22 protein-coding genes are annotated in these 25,732 nt (G+C 64.6%); 16 read left to right on the top strand and 6 right to left on the bottom strand.

Going from position 1 to position 25,732, the window contains the following annotated elements; all coding sequences use genetic code 11:
• Positions 1-4 precede the first annotated feature (4 nt).
• Genes G6N43_RS00515 through G6N43_RS00500 form a run of 4 tightly spaced genes read left to right on the top strand, consistent with a single transcriptional unit; the run spans position 5 to position 6,718 of the window.
• Complete coding sequence (locus tag G6N43_RS00515; protein WP_234810329.1) at positions 5-835, top strand: TnsA-like heteromeric transposase endonuclease subunit; 831 nt, start codon at positions 5-7, stop codon at positions 833-835.
• A complete protein-coding gene (locus tag G6N43_RS00510) occupies positions 832-2,994 on the top strand; it encodes a TnsB C-terminal domain-containing protein (protein ID WP_083157626.1) in 2,163 nt (720 codons plus the stop codon). Before G6N43_RS00515 ends, G6N43_RS00510 begins: the two co-directional genes overlap by 4 nt.
• A complete protein-coding gene (locus tag G6N43_RS00505) occupies positions 2,991-4,172 on the top strand; it encodes an ATP-binding protein (protein ID WP_083157627.1) in 1,182 nt (393 codons plus the stop codon). The genes G6N43_RS00510 and G6N43_RS00505 overlap by 4 nt, the downstream gene beginning before the upstream one ends.
• Positions 4,169-6,718, top strand: a complete 2,550-nt coding sequence (locus tag G6N43_RS00500) for a TniQ family protein (protein ID WP_083157628.1) — start codon at positions 4,169-4,171, stop codon at positions 6,716-6,718. The genes G6N43_RS00505 and G6N43_RS00500 overlap by 4 nt, the downstream gene beginning before the upstream one ends.
• Positions 6,719-6,731: 13 nt before the next feature.
• Here the strand turns inward: G6N43_RS00500 and G6N43_RS00495 are convergent, their stop codons facing one another.
• Positions 6,732-7,010 (bottom strand): helix-turn-helix domain-containing protein, encoded by a 279-nt coding sequence (locus G6N43_RS00495; RefSeq protein ID WP_083157629.1) that lies wholly within the window; start codon positions 7,008-7,010, stop codon positions 6,732-6,734.
• 102 nt (positions 7,011-7,112) lie between these two features.
• Here G6N43_RS00495 and G6N43_RS30585 point away from each other — a divergent pair, with 102 nt between their 5' ends.
• Positions 7,113-8,342: a TniQ family protein gene (locus tag G6N43_RS30585; protein ID WP_234810330.1), complete on the top strand. Its 1,230-nt coding sequence runs from the start codon at positions 7,113-7,115 to the stop codon at positions 8,340-8,342.
• 100 nt (positions 8,343-8,442) lie between these two features.
• On the opposite strand, the gene G6N43_RS30825 is transcribed toward G6N43_RS30585, so the two are convergent.
• Entirely contained in the window at positions 8,443-8,577 is a 135-nt protein-coding gene (locus G6N43_RS30825) for a hypothetical protein (protein WP_263991984.1), read from the bottom strand.
• Between the two features lie 30 nt (positions 8,578-8,607).
• Between G6N43_RS30825 and G6N43_RS00480 the strand changes: the two genes are divergently transcribed.
• The 5 genes from G6N43_RS00480 to G6N43_RS00460 all read left to right on the top strand — a co-directional run bounded on the left by G6N43_RS00480 (position 8,608) and on the right by G6N43_RS00460 (position 13,899).
• Complete coding sequence (locus tag G6N43_RS00480) at positions 8,608-8,781, top strand: hypothetical protein (protein ID WP_163657916.1); 174 nt, start codon at positions 8,608-8,610, stop codon at positions 8,779-8,781.
• Positions 8,782-9,199: 418 nt separating this feature from the next.
• On the top strand, positions 9,200-9,772 hold the full coding sequence (locus G6N43_RS00475) for an enoyl-CoA hydratase/isomerase family protein (RefSeq protein WP_234810331.1): 573 nt from the start codon (positions 9,200-9,202) through the stop codon (positions 9,770-9,772).
• A gap of 49 nt (positions 9,773-9,821) precedes the next feature.
• Positions 9,822-10,580: an SDR family oxidoreductase gene (locus tag G6N43_RS00470; RefSeq protein WP_083157632.1), complete on the top strand. Its 759-nt coding sequence runs from the start codon at positions 9,822-9,824 to the stop codon at positions 10,578-10,580.
• A 17-nt stretch (positions 10,581-10,597) separates the two neighbouring features.
• Complete coding sequence (locus tag G6N43_RS00465; RefSeq protein ID WP_083157633.1) at positions 10,598-12,559, top strand: oxidoreductase; 1,962 nt, start codon at positions 10,598-10,600, stop codon at positions 12,557-12,559.
• 173 nt (positions 12,560-12,732) lie between these two features.
• Complete coding sequence (locus G6N43_RS00460) at positions 12,733-13,899, top strand: cytochrome P450 (RefSeq protein WP_234810332.1); 1,167 nt, start codon at positions 12,733-12,735, stop codon at positions 13,897-13,899.
• Positions 13,900-13,986: 87 nt separating this feature from the next.
• Here G6N43_RS00460 and G6N43_RS00455 read toward each other — a convergent pair whose 3' ends face one another.
• From G6N43_RS00455 to G6N43_RS00445, 3 genes are all read right to left on the bottom strand, one after another.
• A complete protein-coding gene (locus G6N43_RS00455) occupies positions 13,987-15,378 on the bottom strand; it encodes an ISNCY family transposase (protein WP_435404777.1) in 1,392 nt (463 codons plus the stop codon).
• A 352-nt stretch (positions 15,379-15,730) separates the two neighbouring features.
• Positions 15,731-16,942: an acetyl-CoA acetyltransferase gene (locus tag G6N43_RS00450; RefSeq protein WP_083157635.1), complete on the bottom strand. Its 1,212-nt coding sequence runs from the start codon at positions 16,940-16,942 to the stop codon at positions 15,731-15,733.
• Between the two features lies 1 nt (position 16,943).
• Positions 16,944-18,401 (bottom strand): zinc ribbon domain-containing protein, encoded by a 1,458-nt coding sequence (locus tag G6N43_RS00445; protein WP_083157636.1) that lies wholly within the window; start codon positions 18,399-18,401, stop codon positions 16,944-16,946.
• Positions 18,402-18,550: 149 nt separating this feature from the next.
• Between G6N43_RS00445 and G6N43_RS00440 the strand changes: the two genes are divergently transcribed.
• Positions 18,551-19,693, top strand: coding sequence for an acyl-CoA dehydrogenase family protein (locus G6N43_RS00440; RefSeq protein WP_083157637.1), 1,143 nt, complete (start codon positions 18,551-18,553; stop codon positions 19,691-19,693).
• Here the strand turns inward: G6N43_RS00440 and G6N43_RS00435 are convergent.
• Complete coding sequence (locus G6N43_RS00435; RefSeq protein ID WP_234810333.1) at positions 19,690-21,075, bottom strand: TetR-type transcription factor C-terminal domain-containing protein; 1,386 nt, start codon at positions 21,073-21,075, stop codon at positions 19,690-19,692. The two genes, G6N43_RS00440 and G6N43_RS00435, sit on opposite strands and share 4 nt — an antisense overlap.
• Positions 21,076-21,322: 247 nt before the next feature.
• Between G6N43_RS00435 and G6N43_RS00430 the strand changes: the two genes are divergently transcribed.
• The 5 genes from G6N43_RS00430 to G6N43_RS00410 are packed head-to-tail and all read left to right on the top strand — an operon-like array spanning position 21,323 to position 25,730.
• Positions 21,323-22,561 carry a CaiB/BaiF CoA transferase family protein gene (locus G6N43_RS00430; protein WP_083157638.1) on the top strand — a complete coding sequence of 413 codons (1,239 nt, stop codon included), beginning with the start codon at positions 21,323-21,325 and terminating at the stop codon, positions 22,559-22,561.
• 19 nt (positions 22,562-22,580) lie between these two features.
• Complete coding sequence (locus G6N43_RS00425) at positions 22,581-23,549, top strand: hydroxymethylglutaryl-CoA lyase (protein ID WP_234810334.1); 969 nt, start codon at positions 22,581-22,583, stop codon at positions 23,547-23,549.
• Positions 23,546-24,808, top strand: coding sequence for an acyl-CoA dehydrogenase family protein (locus tag G6N43_RS00420; RefSeq protein ID WP_083157639.1), 1,263 nt, complete (start codon positions 23,546-23,548; stop codon positions 24,806-24,808). The genes G6N43_RS00425 and G6N43_RS00420 overlap by 4 nt, the downstream gene beginning before the upstream one ends.
• Entirely contained in the window at positions 24,805-25,311 is a 507-nt protein-coding gene (locus G6N43_RS00415) for an FAS1-like dehydratase domain-containing protein (protein ID WP_083157640.1), read from the top strand. Before G6N43_RS00420 ends, G6N43_RS00415 begins: the two co-directional genes overlap by 4 nt.
• Positions 25,308-25,730, top strand: coding sequence for a MaoC family dehydratase (locus G6N43_RS00410; RefSeq protein WP_083157641.1), 423 nt, complete (start codon positions 25,308-25,310; stop codon positions 25,728-25,730). Before G6N43_RS00415 ends, G6N43_RS00410 begins: the two co-directional genes overlap by 4 nt.
• The last annotated feature ends 2 nt before the right edge of the window (positions 25,731-25,732 follow it).

Genomic DNA, 25,732 nt, shown 5'->3' with positions numbered 1-25,732 from the left:
TCAAATGTTGGCATGGGATGGTTCATCTATCGCAGCCACGGCCGCTGAGCGGTCGTCGGCGGACGGACTGACGCCGCAACACTGGAAAGTGCCCGGTTCCGTTGAGGTGGATATCTCGACGGCGACCATCGATCTGCGCCTCGCGAACGGTGAAACTGAGCGTTTCGCGGCGGTTGAGGTGTCGGAGGCGGCATTGTTTGCCGCGATTCCGTGGCGGACGTTTGGCTGGTACAAAGGGCAGCGTCATTACTCGGGCAGCTATTGGGCCGCCACTGAAGACAACCATGTTATCTACGAGTCACGGTTGGAACTGTCGTCGCTGTTGATGGCGGATTTCGATGTCTCGGTGCTCGAGATCGCTGCTCAGCCGTTCCTGTTGCAAGCGGTGGTGAATGGTCGACTGCGACGCCACATTCCGGATTTCCTGTGGCGCACCACGGCTGGGTTGGTCGCCGTTGATGTGGTCCGCAGGGAACGTCTTGACGGAAATCCGAAGATTCAGGTGCTGTGCTCTTGGACTCGCGAGGTTATCGGATCCCTGGGTTGGGACTATCGGGTGGTCAGCGAACAACCGGCAGTCCTGCTGGGAAACGTGCGATTTCTTGCCGGGTACCGCCGCAAGCGATACATCTCGACGGACGCGCTCGACCAGATACGTTGCCGTCGGGATGATTTGGTTGGCCGGCGGATTGATGATGCGGAGTCGGTGATTGGTACGGCGGTTGCGCTGCCGGTGATGCGTAGTGCACTGCTGCACGCATTGTGGACTCAAGAGTTCTGGGTTGACCTCGACCAGCCGCTTCGACCCTCGAGCGTATTGGGGTTACCGCGATGACGGGTGCATCGACACCTGTGCGTGTCGGTACTCGCTTCACCTATGAAGGCAGCGTGCACGAGATCGTCGATATGCATGTCCTCGGTGGCTGTTTGGAAGTACTCGCGAAAACGGTGCGCGGTAACGTCCTGCGTCGCTTGTCTATCCATGAGTTGTTGATGTCTGATCGTGTCCGGTTTCTGCCAGCCGACGATGGTGCGGCTGCCCAAGACGAGACTGACGTGGCTGCCGTCGTGTTGTCGGCCGTTCCGGCAGCGGTGCGACAGCAGGCGTGCGAACGAGCAGCGCACGTGCGCGAAGTTCTGACCGGATTCAGATCCGGATGCGCGGCAACCGCTTTGCCGGGTGAACCCAGACTTGAATATGGTCCGGACGTGCGGCTGATGCAGCGTTATGCGGCCAAAGCTCGTGAACTGCAGGAAGCTGGCGTCGATGCGGCCTATCGCACGGTCGAGCGGTGGGTCCAGCGATACCGCATCCATGGAGAGGCGGGCTTGATCTCGCAGCGCGCGGTGCAGCCTGGCATGGGTGGGCGGCAGGATCCGCGGTGGCAGGAGACGGCGCTGGAAGTGATGGGCGAGTACATGGATATGTCGAAGCCTAACGAGGACTTGGTAATTCGACGCACCCAGGCTCGTCTGGACGCCCGGTTCGGTGTGGGTGTGGTGAAGTTGCCGTCGCAGCGCACGGCGTATCGGATCCTGGCCGGCCTCGAGGACCAGCGGCCGCTGTTTAAGCAGAGCACGAAACGCAACCGCGACATCGCTTCTCGGTCGAACGAGGTGTACGGCAAGCTGCATCCGATGCGGCCGGGGGAGTACCTGCTGATGGACACCACCCGCCTGGATGTGTTCGCGATGGATCCCTACACGTTGACGTGGGTGAACGCCGAGCTGACGGTGGCGATGGACTGGTACAGCCGCTGCGTCACCGGGTTGCGGCTGACCCCGGTGTCGACGAAATCCATTGATGCAGCGGCGGTGTTGTACGAGACGTGTCGGCCGCGACCGGCGGGGCGGGACTGGCCGACCGAAGCGATGTGGCCACCACGCGGGATCCCGCGCTCGGTGCTCGTCGAACAGGACGCTCTCGACCCGGGCAGTGTGCCGGCGGCGACCCCGGCGGTCGTGCCCGACACCCTGGTTGTCGATCACGGCCGGATCTATGTCAGCGCGCACCTCAACAGCGTGTGTCAGCGGTTGGGGATCTCAATCCAGCCGGCCCGGTTGCGCCAACCCCGCGATAAGGGGCCGGTGGAACGGTTCTTCTCCACGCTGCGGGTGGGTCTGCTGCAGGAGCTGCCTGGCTATAAGGGTCAGGACATTTTCGCGCGCGGGGTGTCGCCGGAACAGGATGCCTGGTTCTACCTCGATGAGCTGGAAGCCATCATCCGGGAGTGGATCGCCGTCATCTATCACCACAGCGCCCACGACAGTCTGACCGGGCTGGGAGTCCCGGGGCTGACGATGACCCCGGCGGAGATGTTCGCCCACGGGGTGCCACGCGCCGGTTACCTGGAGGTGCCGCGCGATCCCGATCTGGCCTATGAGTTTCTGCCGGTGGTGTGGCGCGTCATCCAGCATTACGGCATCGAGGTGGGAACGCGCCGCTACAAAGGAGACATCGTCGCCGGACGCGCGAAGGAGAAAAGCCCGTATCCGAACCAGAAGTGGCCGATCGCCTACAACGTCGACGACATCACCAAGGTGTACTTCCGCGACCACCGCACCCGCCGCTGGCATCCGTTGGTGTGGGAGTACGCCGACATGCTTGACGCCCCGATGAGCGAGGAAATCCTGCGGTTCGAGCGTACCTTGGCCAAAGCCCAGAACCGGTATGTCGATGACCCGCTGGCGATCACTAGCTTCCTGGAACGCCGCAAACTCAGCGTCGCGAACTCGATGGCCGAGCGTCGCCGGGCACTGCGGGTGGCCCGCGAGCAGTCCAGCCTCATCGGTGATCTCAACCCGCCACCGGACAGCGCCGAATTGCGCTCGGTCGCTAAAGCATTGGATCGCGAACCCGGCGAGCGGGCCCACGACGCCGGCGCTGATGCGTTCGTTGATGACCTCGACGAGGTACCCGGCGAAGCCGATGACGCCGACGAGCCGCCGCTGGAGCACGGCAGCTTCTACGACGGTGTGCTGGAGGTGGAATGACCTCACCGAAGTCCTCGACACCGAAGCGGCGACCTGCCAGGCCGTCGCGGGGCAAATCGGACATCAGAAACCCTCGCGAGTATCTGGACAATCTCACCCTCGCCCGCAAGGAAGGGTGGCGCGACATGGTCGACGCACCGACCCTGGACCGGCCGGAAGCCCTGTCCCACAAACAACTACGTCATTTGGGTGCGGCTGCCAGCGAGGACTACAACGATCAGCGCCGCCGCTGGCACGCCCAAATGGGCACGGTGATGACCGCCGAATGCCAATCCGTGCTGGAGCAACTCGAAGACTTCGTGGCCTGCAACTGCCAGACCGGTGAGGACACCAAACCGATGATCGCGCTCAGCGGGCTGCCCGGGCTGGGTAAGAGCACCGTCTCGCGGGTGTTCGGGAAACGCCTGCACCGCAGACATATCGAGCGTTACGGGGCAACGACACGCGCCGGAGATGAGAGGTGGCCGGTGTGCCGGATCGGAATGACCGCCTCCACCGGCACCCGCGAGTTCAACGCGGCAATATGCGACTTCTACGCCCACCCGGGAGGGCAGCGGGCCAGCGCGCAACAACTGCTGCGGTTCGCTCTTGATGATGTGTCCTCCTGTGAGACAAGGCTGCTCATTATCGATGACCTGCACTTCTTGCGGGGCCGCCGGGAACGCATGACCGATCTGAGTAACCAGTTCAAATACCTCGCCAACGAGTTTCCACTGACGGTGTTGCTCATCGGGATCGGACTGCATGAGCGCAACGCGCTACTCGATGACTGCAACTCCTACCGCGATCACGAGATGGAACAGCTGCTGCGCTGCACCACGCCGGTGGACATGTCACCGTTTAAGGTCGGCACCGAAAAGCAGCGACAGCGTTGGCGGGATTTACTGCTGACCCTCGAACAACGGCTGCTGCTGACTCAGAAGTATCCGGGCATGCTCGCCGATGACCTCTCGGATCAGTTGTTCGTGCGCAGCACGGGCCACATCGGCTCGTTGATGGCGCTGATCCGGCTGGGCTGCCAGAAAGCCATGCGCACCGGCACTGAGAAGCTCACCGTCGAGCTCCTCGAGTCCTGCCGCATCGACAGCGCCGCCGAACTCGGCCGCCGCGAACTGCACGCCGCGTTTCGCACCGGCAAGAAGACCACCCGGCTGCGCGCCTCGCCCAGCCCGCCATGACCACCGTCCGCGCGCTACCCCTGATTACAAGACCCGCGGCGGGGGAGGCGCTGGATTCCTGGTTGCATGCCGTCGCGGTGCGCCACAACACGTCGCTCAACGCGCTCTACCTTCACATGGGCGTAGACACCGTTGCCGATGTACGCACCCGCGTCACTGCTGGCTCGGTGAGCGAGGACGACGCGCAACGGATCGCCGCTGCAACAGGTCTCATGCCGATGCAGGTGCACGCGATGACGTTGGCGCACTATCTAGCGACCGTGTCCTGGGCTCAGGAAGCGACAGCGGATCTGACCGCAACCATGCCGCGCCACCACGGCGGGTGGCGGTTCTGTCCGCACTGCCTGGGCGCCAGCGGGGGAACGTGGCTGCTGCAGTGGCGGTTGATGTGGAGCTTCGCCTGCCTGCAGCATCGGTGCCTGTTGGCCGAATACTGCCCGCGCTGCGGCCGGCGCCAACGCGCTCCTCAACCCCTCCACGCTGCCCCACCGCGTCCGGTGCATTGTGCTCACCCCAGCCCTACGGCTGCCGGCAGAAGCCGGCCCCGCTGCGACGCCGACCTGGCCGACACCCCGGTTACCATGTTGGCGGCTGATCATCCCACTCTGCTCGCCCAGCAGGTGCTGGTCGAGCTGCTCGCCGCCGACAGCGGACGATTTGGGCTCTACGCGCAGCGTCCGATGCCAGTTCGGGACGTGCTGGCCGATATCCGCATCCTTGGCCGCGGCATCCTGTCGGCCACCGCGGGCCGCCACCTCGACGACCTGCTGCCCGTCGAGCTGGCCGCACAATATCGACACCAGCGGCAGTCGGCCAACGCGCCGATGTCGTCGTCGGTCCTGACGTGCGCGGCGGCGATCACCGCGGCCGTCACCGTGCTCAGCAGGCCCGACCTGGCCGCGGCGGCCGCGCCGCTGGCAGCGCTGCCTGAAGAGGTGAGCCGCTACGTGCTGCATCAATGGACCTATCTCGACCTGCCGGCCGGGCCGTCGGCGAGCCCGGTGCTGCAGGCTCTGCATTTCACCGCACTCGGTGACCGCCTGAGCCCCGCTGCGCAGTTGCAGTGCCGCCTCGGCAGCACCTTTCCGAGGCTGCACGCCACCGACGCGCAGCGGCAGCAGCGGCTGATTCGGGCGCTGCCCACAGCGTTGTGGCCGGGCTGGGCGTTGCGGTTGAGCCCGCCGACGTTGGCGCATTCCAGCTCGCGGGCGGTGCTGGCTGCCGCCGTTCTGCTGGTCGGCAGCGACCTGGACATCGCCGAGGCCGCCGCGCATCTCGGCGGCGACCTCGCTCGCCTCAACGCCATCTACCTACTGTGGCGGCTGAAAGAATCGCCGCACTGGCCCGCGATCCGCGACGCCCTCGCTGCCCTATCGGACTACCTCAGCGAGGAGACTGCACCGATCGACTACGCGCGGCGACGCGACCTGGACTACCGCGGCCTGCTCGCCCAGGATGAGTGGGACCGCATCTGCGGAAGCCTCGGCCACCAGAGATGCTCGGCAGCCCACCCACGCAGCTACCTGCAGCACCAGATCCGCGGCACCACCAAACCCCGCACCGGCCCTGACGACGCCGACACCGAGCTCAGGGAATTCCCAGGCCGACTCACCCCGCAGCTCAGCCGCGCCCTACACCGTCACGCAACGAGATTTCTCGCAAACCAGGGCATTCAGGACGAGCCGGTGCTGTGGGAACCCCCGACGAGTATCGCCGCCGGCCTCTCGTTACCCGGTGTCGAGCTCGGCGATATCGAGATCGCCGAGCTACACCGACTCATCCGGGTTGACCGCCGCACCATCGCCGCCACCAGCCAGCAGTTGGGCGTCAGCGCCGACCTCATTCGTTACGCACTCGAACAGCAGCCCGCCCCGGCGCTGCCACGGCCCCCGCGAACACAACGGATCGGCGCCCGGCGGCCTGGGAGGGTGTATCAGCAAGCCGCCGAAGCGCTCCCGCGGGAACGCCTCGTCGCCCTGTACAGCCAGGAGCAACGCAGCCTCGCCGACATCGCCGCCCTGACCGGGTTCAGCAAGCCGACCATCTCTCGCTTAATGCACGACTACACGATTGCCCTACGGCCGTCGGGGCCGCGACCGACCAAACCTGTTGATCCCGACTGGCTCTACACCGAATGCATCGTCCACCAACGCTCGTGTGCAGACCTCGCGCGAGAACTCCACATCCGCTGCGGAGCGGTAGCCGCCCAAGCCGCCACGCTCGGAATGCCGGTACGCACCGTGACCCGACACACCGACGCCGAACTCCGCGACAACCCGAAGATTCCGGCCATCCTCATCCCGGCCCTCGTTGGCCACGGCGGCTGGGAACGGCTACAACGCTTTGCCGTGATCACCCAGTTCCCCACTCTCACCGACGCCGGGAAACACCTCGGTAGGGGAGTGGCCGTCACCGGACACCACATCTCACGCCTGGAAAAAGACTTCCGCGCCCGGCTTCTCACCCAGAAACCGCTGCGCTGCACGGACTTCGGCGAAGAAGTGCTCGCGGCGGTGCACCACCTGGCCGAACTCGGCGGACCCTGACACTCGTACTGGACTACCGCTGCGCGCTAGCAGCCGGATCGTCGACCACGATCTCGCTCACCGACACCCCCAGCGCCTCCGCAATGTCATACACCCGCTCGATCAACACCCCACGCCGACCATGCTCCATCTGAATCAACTGATTCCGCGCCACCCCCGACTCCAACGCCAGACTCTCCTGCGACAACCCCCGCTCCAGCCGCAACGCTCGGATCCGTGCCCCCACCAACGCGCGGCGACGCTGCCACTGCTGAGCACGGTCGGGATCATCGGCAGGAAGTCGTGTCGGCACCCCCCAAGTAGTCACTGGCAGTACACAAAAGTCAGCACATCAAGAGATACGTCAAGTAATGTACCGCTAGCAGTACACTGAGGTGTGGGCGCAGCGCGCAGTGTGAGTCAGGCGACACCGGCACGACCGGCCGTCGTGTCCGCGGGGCGACGCGCCACCTCCCTATGGTCGGGGATTCACCGTAGCTTTCCGCTGCGGGTAGCGCCGATCGACGGCGAGGCGCTGGACTCCTGGCTCGACGCGATCGCCCGCCGCCATCACGTGCCACGCCGTGCCGTCGTCGAACAATGCGCCATCACGCCTAACTCGTTTTACGGGGCATGGATGCGGTTGCTCAGCTCCGCGGACATCGAGGGTATCGCTCATGCAACCGGCTACGGCTCTGACGTCGTCGATGCTTTGGCGTTCACACGCACCGGCAGTGGTGCGGGTCCTCTCAGCGGTGCTCGAACGCTGCCTTCATCGGCCTGGGACTGGCGAGCCTCCTCGCGCTGGTGCCAGCAGTGCCTGACCGACACAGGGGGCCGATGGCTGCTCGCCTGGCGACTCAACTGGACCTTCGCCTGCCCCACCCACCACTGCCTGCTGCAGGACGGATGCCCCAAGTGCGGCGCGCCGCAACGCTACCGCCTGCCGACCTATGTGATCCCCGAGTTGGATCGGTGTGCTCAACCGACCGTCGACCTCCTCGGGGAGCGGCGGCCTTGCGGAGCCGACCTGCCCCACGTTCAGCAAGCCGACCACCCCCTGAGCCTCTCGATGGCGCGGACGCAGCGGCTCATCAACGCACTGCTCGCAGGGAGCCGAAGCCGGCTGCGCGTGTACGGCGCACGTCAACCGACACCACACGACATGCTCACGGACGTGAAAACCCTTGCTCGTTACGTCTTCGCTATTCTCGGCGGCGCCGCGGACTCATCGCTGCGCTCCGACATTGCTCGTGTCGCCGGCGCAGGCCACACCAGCGCAGCGCGGGGCGCCGCCCGACCCACCATGCCCTCGGCCGTGCACACCGCCCATGCCAGCACCCTTGCCGCCGCGGTACTGGACGCGCACGACCCGACCGCCGCGCAGCACCTGCTCGCTAAGGTCATCCTCGCTGACGGCAAGTTCGAATCCCATGACGTGTACCACGACGAAGCGCTCACACCGCTCGCCCGTCTCATCTGCCAACTCGGACGCGAAGATGCCCGAGCAACGCTCAAGCTCCGACGGCGCTTCGACATCTCCGCCGCCAACTCAGCACAAAGTTGCAAGAAGAACCGTCTGGCCCGCGCCACCGCTCGCATCGACTCGATGTCACACCACTCCGGGACCCGGTGGTCTCGATGACGCCCACCGCGACCCCGCCGGCCGCGCTGCGTGGTACGGATCCGACATGTTGCGGCCCCTGATGATTGGCCCCTCGCTACCGCGGATCGGTATGACCGAACTAAGCAGCCAGTTCGGCCGGATACTCGATGAAGTCGCACAAGGACAGACCTCCGTCATCACTCGACGCGGGCGGGGGTGCCAGCACCCGCCTGCCGCCGCGGGGCCCCTTGCGGGCAGTCCCGTCCCAGGTCATCGGCCATCCCTTTGACCTGTCAGCGTCGTCGTGTTCTTCCCCTTTGAGCACCGCGGCGACGACTTCGTCGTGCCAGCCCGTGCCCTCATCGTCGCTGCGGGCGCAGACGTGTGGGTGATCTGGACACTTCAGCAGGTGCAGCAGACGCCGTATCGCCGGTGGGGCGTCGCCGTCGACGGCCCCATGCGTGACATGCCACCATAAAATCTGCGCTAAATTTGGTCTCTGTTGGACCAGTCTCGACCAGAAGAACGCCGATGAGCTGGTAATACACAAATATCGTAAGGATCGAAGTCAGGATGTGTGTACTCTTTGTCTAAGAGAAAGTAGAATGTGGAATCTAGGGAAGAAGTATTGGCTTCGACGGGTGACAGCCTGCGGGTCGTGCCGCAGTGATCTGTAGAAATACGAAAAATCGGAGGACTACGTCGCAGTGGCGGTCTTAAGGTTCGACGACTATTCACAGCGTTATCGCCACGTCGCAATGACACGCGACGATTTGGGCGTTTTGCAGCTCAGGCTTCACACCGACGGGGGGCCGCTGATCTGGGGTGAAGGTCCACATACCGAGCTTTCCTATTGCTTCGCTGACGTCGCTTCCGATCGGGAGAACCGTGTCATCGTGCTAACCGGTACGGGACAAGACTTCTGCGCCAGAATCGACGACAGCTGGGCCGGTCCGATGACGCCTGAGAAGTGGGACCTCATGTTCCACCACGGCAATCGCCTGCTGCGCAATCTGCTCGACATCGAGGTGCCGGTGATCGGCGCGATTCAGGGCAAAGCACTTCTGCACGCTGAACTCGCGGTGCTCTCGGACGTCGTACTGGCTTCGGCGGACGCGGTGATCGGCGACCCCATCCATTTCAAGAACGGCATCGTCTCCGGTGACGGCGTCCACATCATCTGGCCGATGCTGCTCGGGCCCAACCGCGGCCGCTACTTCCTGCTCACTGGTGAGCGTCTTAGCGCCCAGCAAGCTCACGAACTCGATGTCGTCGGGGAGGTCCTGCCCCGGGAGCAGTTGCTGACTCGCGCCCACGAAATCGCGCGCAGCTTAGCCGCCAAGCCCGACCTGGTGCTCCGCTACACCCGACATGCAATCACCCATCGGATCAAGCAAGCACTTGCCGAGGGGCTGTCGTTGGGCCTAGCGCTGGAAGGTCTGGGAGCGCAGTCGGACTGGCCGGGTTGATGAATGCCATTGGGCGAAACGGTGGATCGACGACGACAGGCATCGCGTAATGGGACAGCTTGACGGCACGGTTGCGCTGATCACCGGCGCGGCCCGCGGTATGGGGGCCGCCCACGCCCGCGCCTTCGCAGCCGAAGGCGCCCGTGTGATCGTTGCAGACGTCCGCGACACCGAGGGTTCCATCGTCGCCGCGGAGCTCGAAAGTGCGGGTCGCTATGTGCATCTCGACGTCACCGACCGCGATCAATGGCGCAACGCCGTCGCAGTCGCTGAAGACTGCTTCGGATGCGTGACTGCGCTGGTAAACAACGCCGCAATCCTGCGCACGGGCAACATCGTGGACTACAAGGCAGAGCTGTTCTGGTCCGATCTCGAGGTCAATCTGATGGGCGCGTTCAACGGCATCCAGGCCACGGCGCCGTCGATGAAGCGCGCGGGGGGTGGATCCATCGTCAACGTGGGCTCGGTGGCAGCCATGACAGGTTTCCCGAGACTGCCCGGCTACACAGCTTCAAAGTGGGCGCTGCGCGGGCTGACGAAGAACGCGGCGCTAGATCTTGGGCCCCACGGGATTCGGGTCAACGCCGTACATCCCGGCGTGGTCCGCACACCGATGACCGCCGGTCACAAAGAGGATCAGACACAAGTCGCGCTGCACCGCGCTGCAGACGACAGCGAGATCAGCGCGTTGGTGGTGTTCCTGGCAAGCCCGCAGTCCGGTTACATCACCGGCGCGGACCTGGTGATCGATGGCGGCGAGACCGCAGGTCGTGCGCTGCCGCCAATGTCAACCACGCCAACAGTCTGAACGACCAGGAGCCCGCAATGACCGAGCCGGCCACCGATATCGCGGCGCTGTTTGAGCCGATCCGAATCGGGACCATGCAGTTGCGCAACCGGGTGATGCTGCCGCCGCACGCCCGGCTTATCGGCAATCCCTTCGGAACCACCAAGGAAGCCCACCGATTCGTCACCTACTTCCAACATCGCGCCCGCGATGGGGCAGCCTGGATTGGCGGTCTGAACTGCTACATCGACAAACCACTCATTCCCGGCTTCGAACCGGGTGGGATCGGGGCGCGACGGGGTGACTTCCGACTGCCGGTCTTCCGGGAACGCGCCGCCCAATACGCTGAGGCCATCCACGCGGCGGGCGCCTACGCCACCGCCCAGCTGACCGTGCAAGGTGGTGCCCCGTTCGCGCCATCGCCGATGCTGGCCACCTACGCCTCCAACGTCGTTCCACACGTTCTGGGCCACGACGAGATCAAGTTCCTCATCTCGGAATACGCGTTCTCGGCGCGCGAGTGCCAGGTGTCCGGACTCGATGGAGTCGAGTTGCATGCGAATCATGGTGACCTGTTGCAACTGTTCCTCTCGCCAGCGACCAATCTGCGTGCGGATGCCTACGGCGGTGACCCCGCGCGGCGCCTTCGGCTCATCACCGACGTTTTGCAGGCCATCCGCGACGACGTCGGGACGGACTTCACCGTCGGTGTGCGATTATCTCTCGACGAGATGTTCGACGGAGGCTATGACCTCCGTGGTGGCGCCGAGATCGCAGCAACCCTTGGAGCTACCGGTCTGGTGGACTACCTCAGCTTCGTTGTCGGCAACAACTGGGGTGCGCCGAGTTATCTCCAGACCCACCACTACCGACCTGCGCAGTGGGCTGAAGCCGCAGGCCACATTCGCCAGCTGGTGACCGTACCCGTTGTCTACACCGGCCGCATCGGCGATCCGCAGACCGCGGCGGCCGTCATTAGAGCCGGCCACGCCGACGTAGTGGGTATCGCCCGCGCGATGCTGGCCGAGGACCAGTTCGTGTCCAAGGCCGCCGCAGGAAACCTGGGCGGGATTCGCCCCTGCATCGGGACCAATGACTGCATCCACAGAGTCACTGTGGAGGGGTTGCGATTCGGGTGTTCAGTCAACCCCGGAGTCGGGCGCGAAACAGAAGCCGAGCCCGCTCCGGCCGGCAGGCCGCAGTCGGTACTCGTCGCAGGCGGTGGGCCCGCCGGGTTGGAACTGGCCGCACTACTGGCGGCGAAGGGTCATTCCGTGAGTCTCTGGGAACGTGAAGCTGAACTCGGAGGTCAGGTCCGCACGGCCGCCCGTGCCGCCGAGAACCAATCTTCGTACCTGCAATATCTTGACTTCCAGCGGCGCCAGCTCGAACGGCTCAACGTGACAGTCCAGACCGGATACACCGCCACTTCCGAGCGCATCCTGGCCGCGGGCTTCACGGTCGTCGCTGTGGCGACGGGGGCGATGCCGCGGCGGCCCACCGTGCCCGGCATCGACTTGCCGCACATCATTGAGGGACGCGACGTTTTGGACGGCAAGGTCGACGTCGGCAACCGAGTGGTCGTCATCGCGATGGAAGACCACATGCAGCCGCTGACCATCGCCGGCTTTCTTGCAGATCTCGGCAAACAGGTCCGAGTCATTTATGCCTCGCCGTCGATTGCTCCGCTTGTCGGCCCATATTCGATCGGCGCCCCGCTTGCCAAACTTTCCCGCGCGGGCGCGGAGATTACGGTCTGCCAACGACTGGTCTCCGTCGAAACCGATCGTTTGATGCTGCGGAACATCTATTCGGGCGCACCCAGTTCGGTCTGCGACTTCGACTCGGTGGTGCTGGCCTGTGGTGGTGTCTCCGACGCGGGGCTCTACGACGATCTCGCCGGCCGCGTACCCTCGCTCCACGTACTTGGCGACGCGTACGCGCCGCGGCGGATCTCCTTTGCCACCCGTCAGGCCTTCGAACTCGCTCGCAAGATCTAATTTTTTTCACCTAATTCTGCTTAGATTCATGTTAAAATTTGGACATACACCGCCCCCAAGTGGCGCGGGAGTTCCCTCGCCCGAAGGAGTCCGCCATGACCAGTTCCACCGAGCGAACCGCCGCCTCGTCTCGCATCGAACCGAGCCAGTTCCACATCCTGGATCCGGAGTTGGTGGCCGACTTCTGGCCCAAGGTCAACGATCTCCGTGAACGTTGCCCGGTGGGCTGGAGTGATCAACCGTGGAGCGATTCGGACTCCGGATACTGGTTCATCAACGATTACGCCGACGTCATGGCCGCGGCGACCGACTGGCGGGCATTCTCGAGTGCCCAGGGCGCATCGCCGGTCCAGTTCAATCTCGACGTCTTGCGCATGATCCCTCTCGAAACCGACCCCCCGTTGCACCGAGACATCCGCAAGGCGCTCAATCCGTTCTTTACCCCAGACGCGTTACAGGAACGGGAAGACGAGATCAAGGACATCGTCAACGGACTTATCGATCGATGCCTGGCGATCGCTGCTGCGGGTGACGGCACGGTCGACTTCATCGCCGAGTTCACCCAGCGTCTGCCTCCGCTGGTGTTCTTTGTCGGGTTCCTCGGTCAGAAAGAAGATGAGCTCGATTGGATCATCGAGACTTTGCAAGGTCTCATTGCTGCGCCGGAACGAGCACTGGAATTGGTGCCGCGACTATTGATGTGGGATGCCGAACTACTTGAAAGGCGGCGACAGGAAGGTCGCCGGGACGACGTGCCCGGTGTGATCGCCCATCTCGGCCTCGACGGGTCAGATGGGCTCGAACTCGACGAGCGGCAGCGAATGGAAACTCTCAACCTCATGATCATGGCGGGTATGGAGACCACGATGGGTGGTCTTGCCAGCGTCGCGCTCAGCGTCGCCCAGCAACCCGAAGTGAGACAAACGCTCATCGATGGCGGTGAGCAACTGTTGGACCGCGCGGCTGACGAGTTCTTGCGTCTTGAAGCGCCGGTTACCGCAGCGGGCCGTACGCTGACGAAGGATGTCGAGATGAGTGGCTGCCCAATGCATGCAGGCGATCGGATCGTGATCAACTGGGCCGCCGCCAACCGTGACCCCGCGCAGTTCCCGAACCCTGACCACCTCGACTTCCAGCGGGCCAATGCCGCATCCCACGTGGCCTTCGGCGCGGGGATCCACCGCTGCCTGGGCAACCACCTTGCCCGACGCGAAGTGAAAGCGATGATTCGGGCGATCTGCGCCCTGAGCGTGTTTGAGATACCCGCCGATTTCAAGCCCACCTACCGCGTTTCAATCGCCCGCGGTCCGGTGAGCCTCCCAGTGCGCATCGCGCGTTAGTTACTTCGACCTGAAAAAGGGTTGATGGCCAGTGCGGCCTCTGGCTGGTCCTGTTTCGAATGGGCCGCTCGGGTGGGGAACTGGTTGTCACCCGGCCAGGGCGCTGATCTTGACCAGGTTGTGGGCGAAGACTCCGTGTCCGCACCAGGTGCGGGCTCCGGTCAGTGTGGTTAATTCGGAGCGGTTCCATCCGTAGCTGCGTTTGAGGTGGTTGATCCGGCCTTCGCATCCGGTTCGCCATTTGATCTTGGTGCGGAATGCTTTTCGATGTTCGAACTCCCGCCGGGCGGCGCCGGGTCTACTGGCTCGGGGGATGGCCACCCGGCGCACCCCGATCTCGTGCAGATCGTTCTCGACCGAGGCGTAGCCGTAGCCGCGGTCGGCGGTCACCGCGGTGGGGGTCCGCCCGGTCCGCTCGGTGATACGGGCGATCGCCGGCGCCAGCTGGTGGGCGTCCGGAGGGTTTCCGACGTGCACGCTGTGGTCGAGGATGATCCCGTCGGCGTTGTCGACGACCTGGGCTTTGTAGCCGAATTCCACCGGCTTGCCGAGCCGGCCCTTGCGGATCGGACGGGCATCGACATCGTGGAAGCTCACGATGCGACTAGCCGAATCCGGCACCACCCCGGCCAGCCGGCTGCGGGTCCGAGCCACCACCTGCTCGGCACGCTGGAGCAGGGTGCTCAGGTCGTTGATCGCCCGCTGCAGTCGACCGCGGCGTCGGCCCGTCGCCTGCCGTAAACCCCTGCGAGCATTGCGGATCACCACGTCGGCGTCAGCGATCGCCGCATCGGCGAGGTCGGCCAGCTGGCCGGTGATCCGCAGCACGGCTGCCTGGCCCTCCTCGCGGGCTGCCGCACCGCGTAGCCGTAGTTTCGCGTCGATCGACCGGGCTCGCTGACCTGCTGACCGGCTGCGATCACGGACCCGTGTGCGGGTCGCTCCGCCAGCGGCCTGAATCCGCTTCACCGTCTTCGCGATCCCACCCACGGCCTTGGCCAACAAGCCCGAATCGGTCGGATAGGCCACCGCGGCCTCGACCACCGTGGTGTCGGCGCGGACCTTGTCGGTCCGGATCAGCTTCGCGTCGGCCGCCTTGATCACCAACGCGTCATTGAGTCCGGCGACCGCGGCCTCCCCGCATCGGCTGGTCAGCTTCATCAACGTGGTCGGATGCGGCACCCGCGTCCCGAACGGGATACGACAGAAGCGTTGCCAGGAAATCGAATCCCCCACCTCGCGGCACAGTGACTCGAAGCCCAGCCGGTAGCGGAACTTCAGGAACATCATCCGCAGGTACGTTTCCATCGGCACTGACGGCCGCCCGATCCGCGGATCGAAGAACGGCGTGAACGGCGCGAAGAACACCGGATCGTCCAGCAGCGCGTCTACCCGGGCCAACTCGCCGGGCAACACCAACAGCTCCGGCGGCAGGATTGCATCCCACAACGACAACTGGTCATTTACAGTTCTGAGCACGATGGCCTCGATCCCTTCTTGCCCAAGGGTTCGAGGCCACCATCGCGCCGAACAAACACCAGCTCAGGGACCGCCACGCCCCGACTTTTTCAGGTCGAAGTAGTTAGCCCCCAGCGGCGTCGCCGATTTCACTCGTCGACGACAGCTCGTGCTTGTGTCGGCGACGTTTGCCCTCACCGCCCGCGGTTTGGGTAGCCGCCCAGCGCAGCTGGTCTGACTCCGCCACCGCGCGGTCGTGCCCGTGACGTTCATTGATCCAGATCGACCAGTTCTGGCGGTTCGGTCACGGTCAGGTGGGATCCGATGGCGTGGTTGCCGTGCGAGATGTCTCGGTGAGCCGCGAAGCTCAGGCTTAGGAGTTAGGTTCCGTGCCGACGAGGGACACAAACGAGACACATTCACCGGGGCCTCCACCGAGGTTGTGGGTGAGGCCGATGGTTCTGCCGGGGGCGACTGTGTGAATCCGTCTGTCCTCAGGGGCTTCGCCGCGAAGCTGCAGCCAGCATTCGAAGATCATCCGCAGCCCACTGGCGCCCACAGGGTGTCCGAAGGCCTTGAGCCCACCGTCGGGATTGACCGGTAAACTTCCGTCGAGGTCGAAAGTGCCCGCTAGTACTGCCTTCCAGGCGGTGCCCCGCTCGGCGAAGCCGAGATCCTCCATCAGTACCAGCTCGGTGATGGTGAAGCAGTCATGTACCTCGGCCATCGCGATCTCGGACGGCGGGTCCGTTATCTCGGCTTCGGCGTAGGCGTTCTGCGCCGAGGCAACCACCTCCGGGAACGTCGTGAAGTCGTAGCCGGGGTCGACATTGCCGTCGGCGGCCCCGGAGACCAGTGAGAGCGCCTTGATGAACAGCGGTTTGTCGGTGTATCGATGGGCGTCTTCGGCTCGAACGACGATAGCGGCGGCGGCGCCGTCAGATACACCCGAGCAGTCGAACACGCCGAGTTGTCCGGCGACCAACGGGGAGCATGAGATCGTCTCTGTGGAGACCTCTTTGCGGAATTGCGCGCGCGGGTTGCGGGCACCGTTGTGGTGGTTTTTCCAGGCAATGCGAGTGATGACTTCCTTGAGCTCGCCGGGGTCGACCCCGTACTTCTTCGCGTACGCCGGACCAAGCAGGCTGAAATTTGCTGGCGCACTGGTTGTTCCGAGGGTGCCGCCGGTGCCGTCAGAGGGTATCGAGGGGCGCAGCAGTCCGGAGAAGCCTGAGTCCTTGAGTTTTTCGACGCCGACCGCCATCGCCATGTCGTAGGCGCCACTGGCTACGGCGTAGGAGGCGTTGCGCAGCGCCTCCGAGCCGGTGGTGCACATGTTCTCCACGCGGCTCACCGGCTTGCCGTGCAACCGCAGGGGGCGACTCAGGCTCAGTCCTGACAGGCCCGAGGTGTAGGTCCCGAGCCAGAACGCGTCGATATCGTGCAGCGCCACCCCGGCACTTGCGGTCGTGCAGTTCACCGCATCGATCACCAAGTCATCGACCGAGCGGTCCCAATGCTCCCCAAAGTCGGTGCAGCCCATCGCGATGATCGCCACGCGGTCACAGATTCCGTGTGTAGCCATGTCAGCTCTCCTCGGTCTTGCGGCGGGCCGGGCGGGCTTTCCAGAAGTAGTTATGGACCCCGCCTCCCGATGTGGTCAGCCGTCGAAAGGTCATTTCGACCCAGCCTCCGATCGACACCTCCGCAGAGCTGTCGGTCAGTTCGCAGCGAAAACGTCCGCCGCCATCGAAGTCGACGACCACCGCGATCATCGGCGGGCTGGGGGTGTAGGCGAGCCGGTCGATCGTGTACGTCGCCACCCGCGCCGCCGTGTCGGCCATCGGTTGGCGATGCATACGATCAGCAGAGCCGCACTGGTAGCACACCCGTACCGGCGGTAGGTGAACGGTGCCGCATTCTTCGCAGCGAGAACCTACGAAGCCGTACTTCCATTGCTCGGATCGATGACTGGGCGGTCCGGCGGGCGCCTCGGGTTCGGGCCTGCGGGGCGGTTCGCGACGCAGCATGCCGCGCCAGGTCAGGAAGGTGCCGTAACTGAGTGAGTCGTCGGCCGCCGCAATCTGATCGGCGACCGTCGGTGCCGTGTGTTGATGGCCGTCAAGTGCGTCGGTGGTGCGCAGGATCAATGTCGAAGCACCGTCGGCCAGCACAGTGAGCGCGATCACTTGATCGGGTTGCGCGCGTTCGAGCACGTCGGCGAGAAGTACACCGGGTTGGGCGGTTCCCGGGTTGCCGATCGCTGAAGTCAAATCCGAGCTGAGGGCCCCGCGTGGGACACCGCTGGCGCCCGCGAACTGTCGGTTCGCCCGAGGCGACAGGCCGCACACGACCAGGTGATCGACACCATCAGGGGTCAGATCGGCCTGTTTAAGTGCGGCCGCAAACGAATCCATGGCCAACGGGACGTAGACATGCTCCCCGAACCGCTCTTCCCATACCCGCGACGTCGGTGCTCCCGGGACGCGCCAGCGATCGAGAAACTCCTCGGTAACCGACGCGCTGGTGATCAGTTCAGCCAGTATCGGAGCCTCGGCAGTACCGGGACCGAACAGAACCGCCGCGGCGGCATCACCGCCCTGCCGTTCGTCGGCGCTCCCGGGAAGGCCGGTGCGCATGTCCGCCAAGACGGCCAGAGCACCCTCGGGGCTGTCGGCAGCGGCCAGAAGCGCACCCAGCGCTGAGCGTGGTGCCCCACCGAGATCGACCGCCAAGGTGCTGCGAGGCAAGTTGAGGGCGGCGTGAATGACTGCGGCATTGGTCTTGTCGAGATATGCCGGATCGGTCGTGGCGAAGTACACCCGCGGCGGCATCGATTCCGGCGGAAGGCCACGCAGAACAGCGCGCGCGGCCTCGACGGCCATCGAGGTGGTGTCCTCGTCGTAGGAGGCCACCGACCGGGTGCCGGGGGGTTGAGCACCACCGAGCACCGATCCGATCTCGCTCAGCTGCAGACGATGAAACGGAAGGTAGGCCGCGCAGGCCACGACACCCGTCGCGGCGCTGCTTCGTTGAGACGGCATGAATATGCAATCTAATCTGATTCTGGTTAGATTTCAATCGAGCGCCGCGGGACGGACGAGTGCCGAGAAGAACTCACGGCCGAAGCCGTGATCGGTGCAACGCCCAGAGCGGCGGTCCGGAGACGACAACCCGTTGGAAAGGCATACCGATGAAGCGACTGGTTTTTGAACCCGAACACGAACAGTTGCGCGAAACAGCGCGACAGTACATCGAGTCTGTTGTGGCCCCACAGGCCCAGAAATGGGAACAGCAACGTCTCGTGGATCGCGCCGCCTACGTAGAGGCCGGCAAGTACGGGCTCATCGGATTCAATCTGCCCGAGCGGTTCGGCGGCGGCGGATCGGATGATTTTCGGTTCAATGCGGTGATCGTGGAGGAGTTGGCGAAGTTCGGCTCCGTGACTCCGGCGCTGAGTTTGCAGAACGACATCGTCGCCCCGTACCTGAAATCGTTGGCCAACGAGGAGCAGCAGGCTCGCTGGCTGCCCGGCTACATCACCGGCGAGATCATCGGTGCGATCGCGATGAGTGAGCCCGGGGCGGGTAGCGACCTGGCCGGTATCCGAACTACTGCCACGCGTGACGGCGATGACTGGATTCTCAACGGCTCCAAGACATTCATCTCAGCCGGGGTTAACTCCGATGTGGTCATCGTGGTGGCCCGCACCGATCCCGACGCGGGTCATCAAGGGTTCTCGTTGTTGGTCGTCGAGCGCGGTATGGAGGGTTTCAGCCGCGGGCGCAAACTGGACAAGATGGGTCAACACGCCCAGGACACTGCCGAGTTGCACTTCGACAGTGTGCGGATCCCCGGCCGCAACCTGCTGGGCGAGCCGAATCGCGGTTTCTACCACCTGATGCGCAACCTACCCTCGGAGCGGCTGTCCATAGCGGTCGGCGCGGTTGCCGGTGCGCGCGAAACATGGCGGCAGACACTCGAATACGCCAAGGACCGCAAGGCGTTTGGGCAGCCGATCGGCAGCTTCCAACACAACCGGTTCGTGCTCGCCGAACTGGACACCGAGTTGGACATCGCCGAGCAGTACATCGACCGGTGTCTGCGCGCCGTGGTGGACGACGAACTGACCGCGGTGCAGGCCGCGAAGGCGAAATGGTGGTGCACTGAGCTTGCGAAGAAGGTCGTCGACGCCTGCGTCCAACTGCACGGTGGGTACGGCTACATGAACGAGTACAGGGTGGCCAAAGACTACGTCGACGCCCGGATCCAGACCATCTTTGGGGGCACCACCGAGATCATGAAGGACATCGTCGGACGCGACCTGGGCCTCTAGCGGACCTTCGACTTCCTGGACGCCGCGGTTGACCGCGGTGCACGCTTCTGTCGATCGGTGGCGGTCGACGAATTCTGGAGGCTTTGTCGTTCGGCGGGGACTTTGGTGACTCCGTCGAACACCAAAGTCGCAACCTGGCGCGCCAACTCTTCGGGGCTCAGGTTACCGTCAGGGTGGTACCACTCGACCGCCCAGTTCAACGCACCTGTGATCAACATCGTGGTGACCGAGGAGTCGGTGTTCTTCCTGATCTCACCGGAGGCGATGGCGTCCTCGATGAGGCCGTGCCAATACTCCAGATAGGCACGCTGGTGGTTGACGGTCTGGTCGCGGACGGTGTCGGGGATCTGACCCAGGATGCGCACGAGGGCCGAGGTGTACATGGTGTTTCGCAGCACAGACAGCAGATGGGCGGCCATTGCGGTGGATAATCGATCCAGCGCCGTGGCGTCGGCGGGGAGTGCGTCGACGCTCAGGCGGGCCAGATTATCAGTGCGTTTCCAGGCGACCAGCACCATTTCGACCACAAGGTGCTCACGGGACTTGAAGTAGTAGTACATGCTGCCCGTCTGGATCCCAGCAGCTGCCGCGACATCGGCCAGCCGGGCGCCGGCGTAACCCTTTTCCCGGAAGACCTTGGCGGCCGCATCAAGGATTCGTTGGGCACCCTCGGACTTGGTGTCGTCGGCTCGACTTGCGCGAAGGACCTCCTCCTCCGCGACGGCGATGGCGGCCAGGTTGTTGTCGATCGACCGGGTCGCCTGGCGATGTACCGCGAGGCCTTCGAGGAACAGCGAATCGAATTGCGCTTTGAGCTCGGTCGTGGACATTCCATCGGCGCGGGGTCGGAACCACTCGGGCACGGAGTTCATCGCGCCGAGCAGCAGCATCCGCATCGCCGAACTGTTGAGGTCTGTGCGGATATCGTCCGAGTCTTGAGTGGCATTCACAAGTGATCGCCAGAATTCTCCGTATTCGCGCTGTTCGTGGATTCGGCGCTTGCGAATTTCGTCGGGAACTTGGCCGATTATTCGGATTGTCGCCGCGGTGTAGTCGCCAATTTCCAGGACGGTGTCAAGGTGCGCGGAGATGGCTTCGCGAAGCCGGTCGAGGGCGGACGCGTCGTCAGGAAGGGCGGCGACGCGTCGCCGCACGAAGCCGCTGGTGCGTTCTTGGCCGACCCGCAGGACCTCTTCGACGAGTTCCTCTCGCGAGGGAAAGTGATAGTACAGGCTGCCGGCTTGGGTGTTCGCGGCCGCGGCGACGTCAGACAGCCGGGTGCCGGCATACCCTTTGTTGCGGAACGTGAGGGCGGCCGAATCGAGAATCCGCGCCCGAGTCGCCACGCCCTTCTTGCCGGGGCGGACGCGCTTGTTAGCCATCAGTGCACCTCACGCTCCGTTTGTCCCGAACTCCGGTCTTCTGCACGATTGTTGATTCTATGTGAGTTTTGGTCGATACAGCAGACAGGTGCACTGTGAGAGTCACCGCATGCTGCGGTTTCTCCGCGACGGCCAGCGGCACCGGCCGGAGCCTCACAATACCCCCTGGACATTGACCCTAATCTGAATTAGGTTAGAATACTCAGCTGCGCGTGGTTCACGGCGCCGGAAGGGAGTGTTGAAGCACATGATCAAGCTGTTGGAGGGCATTCGGGTGCTCGAGTGCGCCATGCTGCCCACCGGCGACCAGACCAGCAGGCTGCTCGGGGACCTCGGCGCCGACGTCATCAAGATCGAGCGGCCGGGGACCGGTGATTATCTGCGTGAACTTGGCGACCGCATCACCGACCAGAACAGCGTCTTTCACCTCTTCTGCAACCGCAACAAGCGCAGCGTCGAGGTGAACCTTCGTAACGATGAGGGCCGCACGATCTTCTTCGAACTTCTCCGGACGGCCGACATTTTCGTCGATGGATTCGCCGGCGACGCGTGCGACAAACTCGGCATCGGCTACGAAGCGCAGCGCGCTGTCAAGCCCTCCATCATCTACTGCCAGGCCAATGGTTTCGGGACACGCGGGAGCTACAGCCAGATCCCGGTGCACGGGTACATGATGGGTGCGGTGGCCGGTCAGTCCGAGTTTCGGGTCTCCGATGACGGTGTCGTCACCGAGGTCGTTGACCCTGAAGGCCTGTACTTCCCCGGTTCGATTGACGGACCCTTGTCGACTGCGCTTTACGCGGCCCTCACCGCAGCCGCGGCGCTGCGCCATCGCGACAAGACGGGCCAGGGGTGCTACATCGATGCCGCAGGAGCCGACGCGGTGTTGGCCAATCAAAGCCTGGATGCGGTGATCGCCTGGAACAGGGACCGGATTACCGACCGGCGAAACCCTCCGCCACCGGTCGGCCTGGATCCGCGTCGTCGCCCGAAGTACACCTACTACCAAACCAAGGACGACAAGATCGTGCTGCTCGCCGCCATCGAGCACAAGTTCTGGGACAACTTCTGCCGGGCGATCGATCGCGACGACCTACTCGACGTGCAGAACAAGACGTTCGCGGTCGACTTCGCTGACGGCGGTAAAGCCGACCTGCTCGACGAACTGATTCCTGTCTTCCGCTCCCGCACCGCCGCGGAATGGATGGACACCGCGCGGATGTACGACATCCCGTTGTGTCCGGCAAACTCTAAGACCGACACCCTGACCGACGCCCACCTGGCTGCCCGCGAGATCGTTCATCATTCCCAACATCCGGTGGCCGGTCCCTACACGAGCACCGGCTGGCCGGCCCCGGTCAGCGGTCAACCCTTCGACATCACGCGCCCGGCGCCCGCGCTGGGCGAACACACCAACGAGGTGCTCGCCGAGATCGGCTACAGCGCCGACGACGTTGCAGCACTGCACAACCGTGGCGTGGTGTGAGGCCCCCATGGTAATGCGTATGCCAAGCCGGGTGCCCGCCACCGGCCTGCCGGAACGGGTGACGATCTACGAGGTGGGTCCCCGGGATGGCCTGCAGAACGAAAAGGGCGTCATCCCAACCCCTGTCAAGGTCGAGTTCATTGAACGGCTCGGCGCCGCCGGACTGCGCACCATCGAGGCAGCCGGCTTCGTACACCCCGCGCGGGTGCCGCAACTCGCCGACGCCGAAGCGGTCGTCGACGCCTTGGACCTCGATGCCGGCCGACGCTACCCGGTGCTCGTGCCGACGGTCAGTGGGCTGGATCGAGCGTTCAGTCGCGGTGTGCGTGATATCGCCGTGTTCGGCAGCGCGACCGAAACGTTCTCGCGGCGCAACCTGGGCCGCACCATCGACGAGTCGTTGGCGATGTTCGCCCCGGTGGTGGCGCGGGCGCGCGAGGCCGGGGCCGGTGTGCGCGGCTACGTGTCAATGTGCTGCGGAGACCCCTGGGAAGGAACAGTGCCGATCGCGCAGGTGGTCGACGTCGCCACCCGAATGATGGACCTGGGCTGCACGCAGTTGGCGCTGGGCGACACGATCGGTGTCGGCACGCCCGGCCAGGTCAAGGCGCTCATCGAGGCCGTAGTGTCTGCGGGCATCGATGTGGGCTCGATCGCGGTGCATTTCCACGACACCTACGGACAGGCTCTGGCCAACGTGCTGGTGGCGCTGCAATCGGGAATCAGCACCATCGACAGCTCGGCAGGCGGACTCGGGGGGTGCCCGTTCGCGGAGAGTTCGGCCGGAAACCTGGCCACCGAAGACCTGGTGTGGATGTTGGAAGGTCTGGGCATAGACACGGGTGTCGACCTCGGCGAGCTTGTGTCGGTCAGCCTGTGGATGGCCGGACAGCTCGGCAAGCCGTGCGTATCGCGCACCGTGCAAGCGTTGGCTGGATGCGCTCAGGTCCCACCAGGGGACGGTGAACCCGCGGCGGTGGCCCGATGACCGGCCTTGAGGTGCCCGTTGAGGAGTTGCGGGCACGGTTGCGCGATTGGGTCGCCGACAACGCTCCGGTTGGACTGGCAGATCTGATCGATTGGCGGCTTCGGGCCGACCTGCCCGGTTCGGTGAGCAGCCGGCAAAGCGAATCCGAGCTCGCCGGCGCCCACAGCCACCCCTTGTTCCAAGAGTGGGAGCAGCGGTGTGCGCAGGCGCGGCTGATTTGTCCCGCGTGGCCCACCGAGTACGGGGGACGCGGCTGGGATGCGCCACAGATGACGATTCTTGACGAAGAGTTCTATCGAGCCGGAGTCCCGCGTATCGACCGCGTGCAGGGGGAGTCGATGGTCGGTCCCTCGATCATCCTGCACGGCACCGCGGAACAGAAGGCGTATTACCTGCCGCGGATCATTTCCGGCGAGCACCGGTACTGCCAGGGATTCTCTGAGCCCGAATCGGGATCGGACTTGGCCTCGGTGCGGACCCGCGCGGTCGTGGAGGGTGATCATCTCTTGATCAGCGGGCAGAAGGTGTGGACCTCCCGCTTCAACACCGCAAACATGATTTTCGTCCTGTGCCGCACCGACCCCACGGCCTCGAAGCACTGCGGACTGTCCTATGCGATCACCGAGTTCACCCCCGGACACAACGGCATCGAAGTCCGCCCCATCCGGCAGATCACCGGTGCTGCGGAGTTTGCCGAGATCTTCTTCGACAACACCACGGCACCTTTGTCAGGGGTGATCGGCGGGCTCGGGCAGGGATGGCAGGTCGTGCAGTCCACCCTGGGATTCGAGCGCGGCGGAGCCGGACGCGCGACCACCATGGTGCTGGCGGCTCGCGAACGTGAACTCGAACAGCTGGTGGAGTTCGCCCGACGACAAGGGCGGCATCGCGACCCTCTCGTGCGCCGCGAGCTGGCCTGGGCCAAGACCCAGGTCACCATTTTGCGCAGTAGTTGGCAGCGGACCGTGGCAGAGGTCGCCGCCGGCGTGCAGCCAGGAGCGCAGATGTCGACGTGGAAGCTGGCGTGGAGCGAATACCACCTGCGGCTCGGGGCGCTTGCCTTGGAGATCGCAGGTCCTGCCGCAATGGTGCGGCCGGCGGGCCCTGACTATGCCCTGGACCCGTGGCAGGACACATTTCTGGTGGCGCATTCCGGCACCATCTACGCCGGTACCAGTGAGGTGCAACGAAACATCATCGGCGAGCACGTACTGGGGTTGCCCCGCGAGCCCCGAGTGCCCGAAGGGCAGCGCTCATGACTGACGATGCGTCAGCCCAGGAGGCGCAGAGTTTCCGGTTTCCCGTGGAGCGCGGGCACATCCTGATGTTCGCGCGGGCGTTGGGCGACGACAATCCGGTCTACTTCGATGAGGACCACGAGAGCACGCGCCGACGTGGCGGACTGGTCGCCCCTCCGACGTTCGTGGCCGCCGCGGCGCAGTTCGATCCCGAGTGGCCCTACCGCCCAAGGCCAGGCGCCGAGTGGAACGGCTCGGGTCGCGGACCCGGCTTCGTCCCCGCCTCCTCCGGGGGTGGCACCAGCTTGCATGCCGAGCAGCATTACGAATTCCACGTTCCGCTGCGTCCCGGTGACGTCCTGACCGTCTCGCGGGAAGCCGGCAAAACTTGGGAGAAGCAGAGTGCACGTGGCGGAACATTGCGGTTCTCCGAGGAGATCACCCGCTTCGTCAACCAGCGCGGAGAACTCGCCGTGACGGCTCGGCGGGTGCGGGTGGTCACCGAGCGGGCGGTAGACCAATGAAGCTCGCCGAATTGTCAGTCGGCGACCGGCGCGACGCAACGGTGGTCGAGGACCTATCCCGAACCCAGATCGTCATGTACGCCGGCGCGTCGGGCGATTACAACCCGTTGCACACCGACGAGGTCTACGCCACGAAAGCGGCTGGCTATCCCAGCGTCATCGCCCACGGCCAGCTCACCATGGGCCTGACGGCCAAGGTCATCACCGACTGGATCGAGGACGGTGAGCTCACAGGTCTCGGTGTGCGTTTCCGGCGGCAGGTGTGGCCCGGCGACACTCTCACCGCGACCGCCACGGTCACCGCGACCGAGGACCCGGACGAAGGTGGGTTGCGCATCGTGGAACTGGACGTGTCGACAGTAAACCAGGACGGTGAGCCGGTCATGGCGGGCTACGCGCGGCTGCAGGAACGCCGGTAGCA

Origin of the sequence: Mycolicibacterium moriokaense (genome assembly GCF_010726085.1) — a bacterium.
Classification (GTDB): Bacteria; Actinomycetota; Actinomycetes; order Mycobacteriales; family Mycobacteriaceae; genus Mycobacterium; species Mycobacterium moriokaense.
The sequence above is the reverse complement of the archived record's forward strand: the minus strand, read 5'-3'. Positions and strand labels throughout refer to the sequence as shown.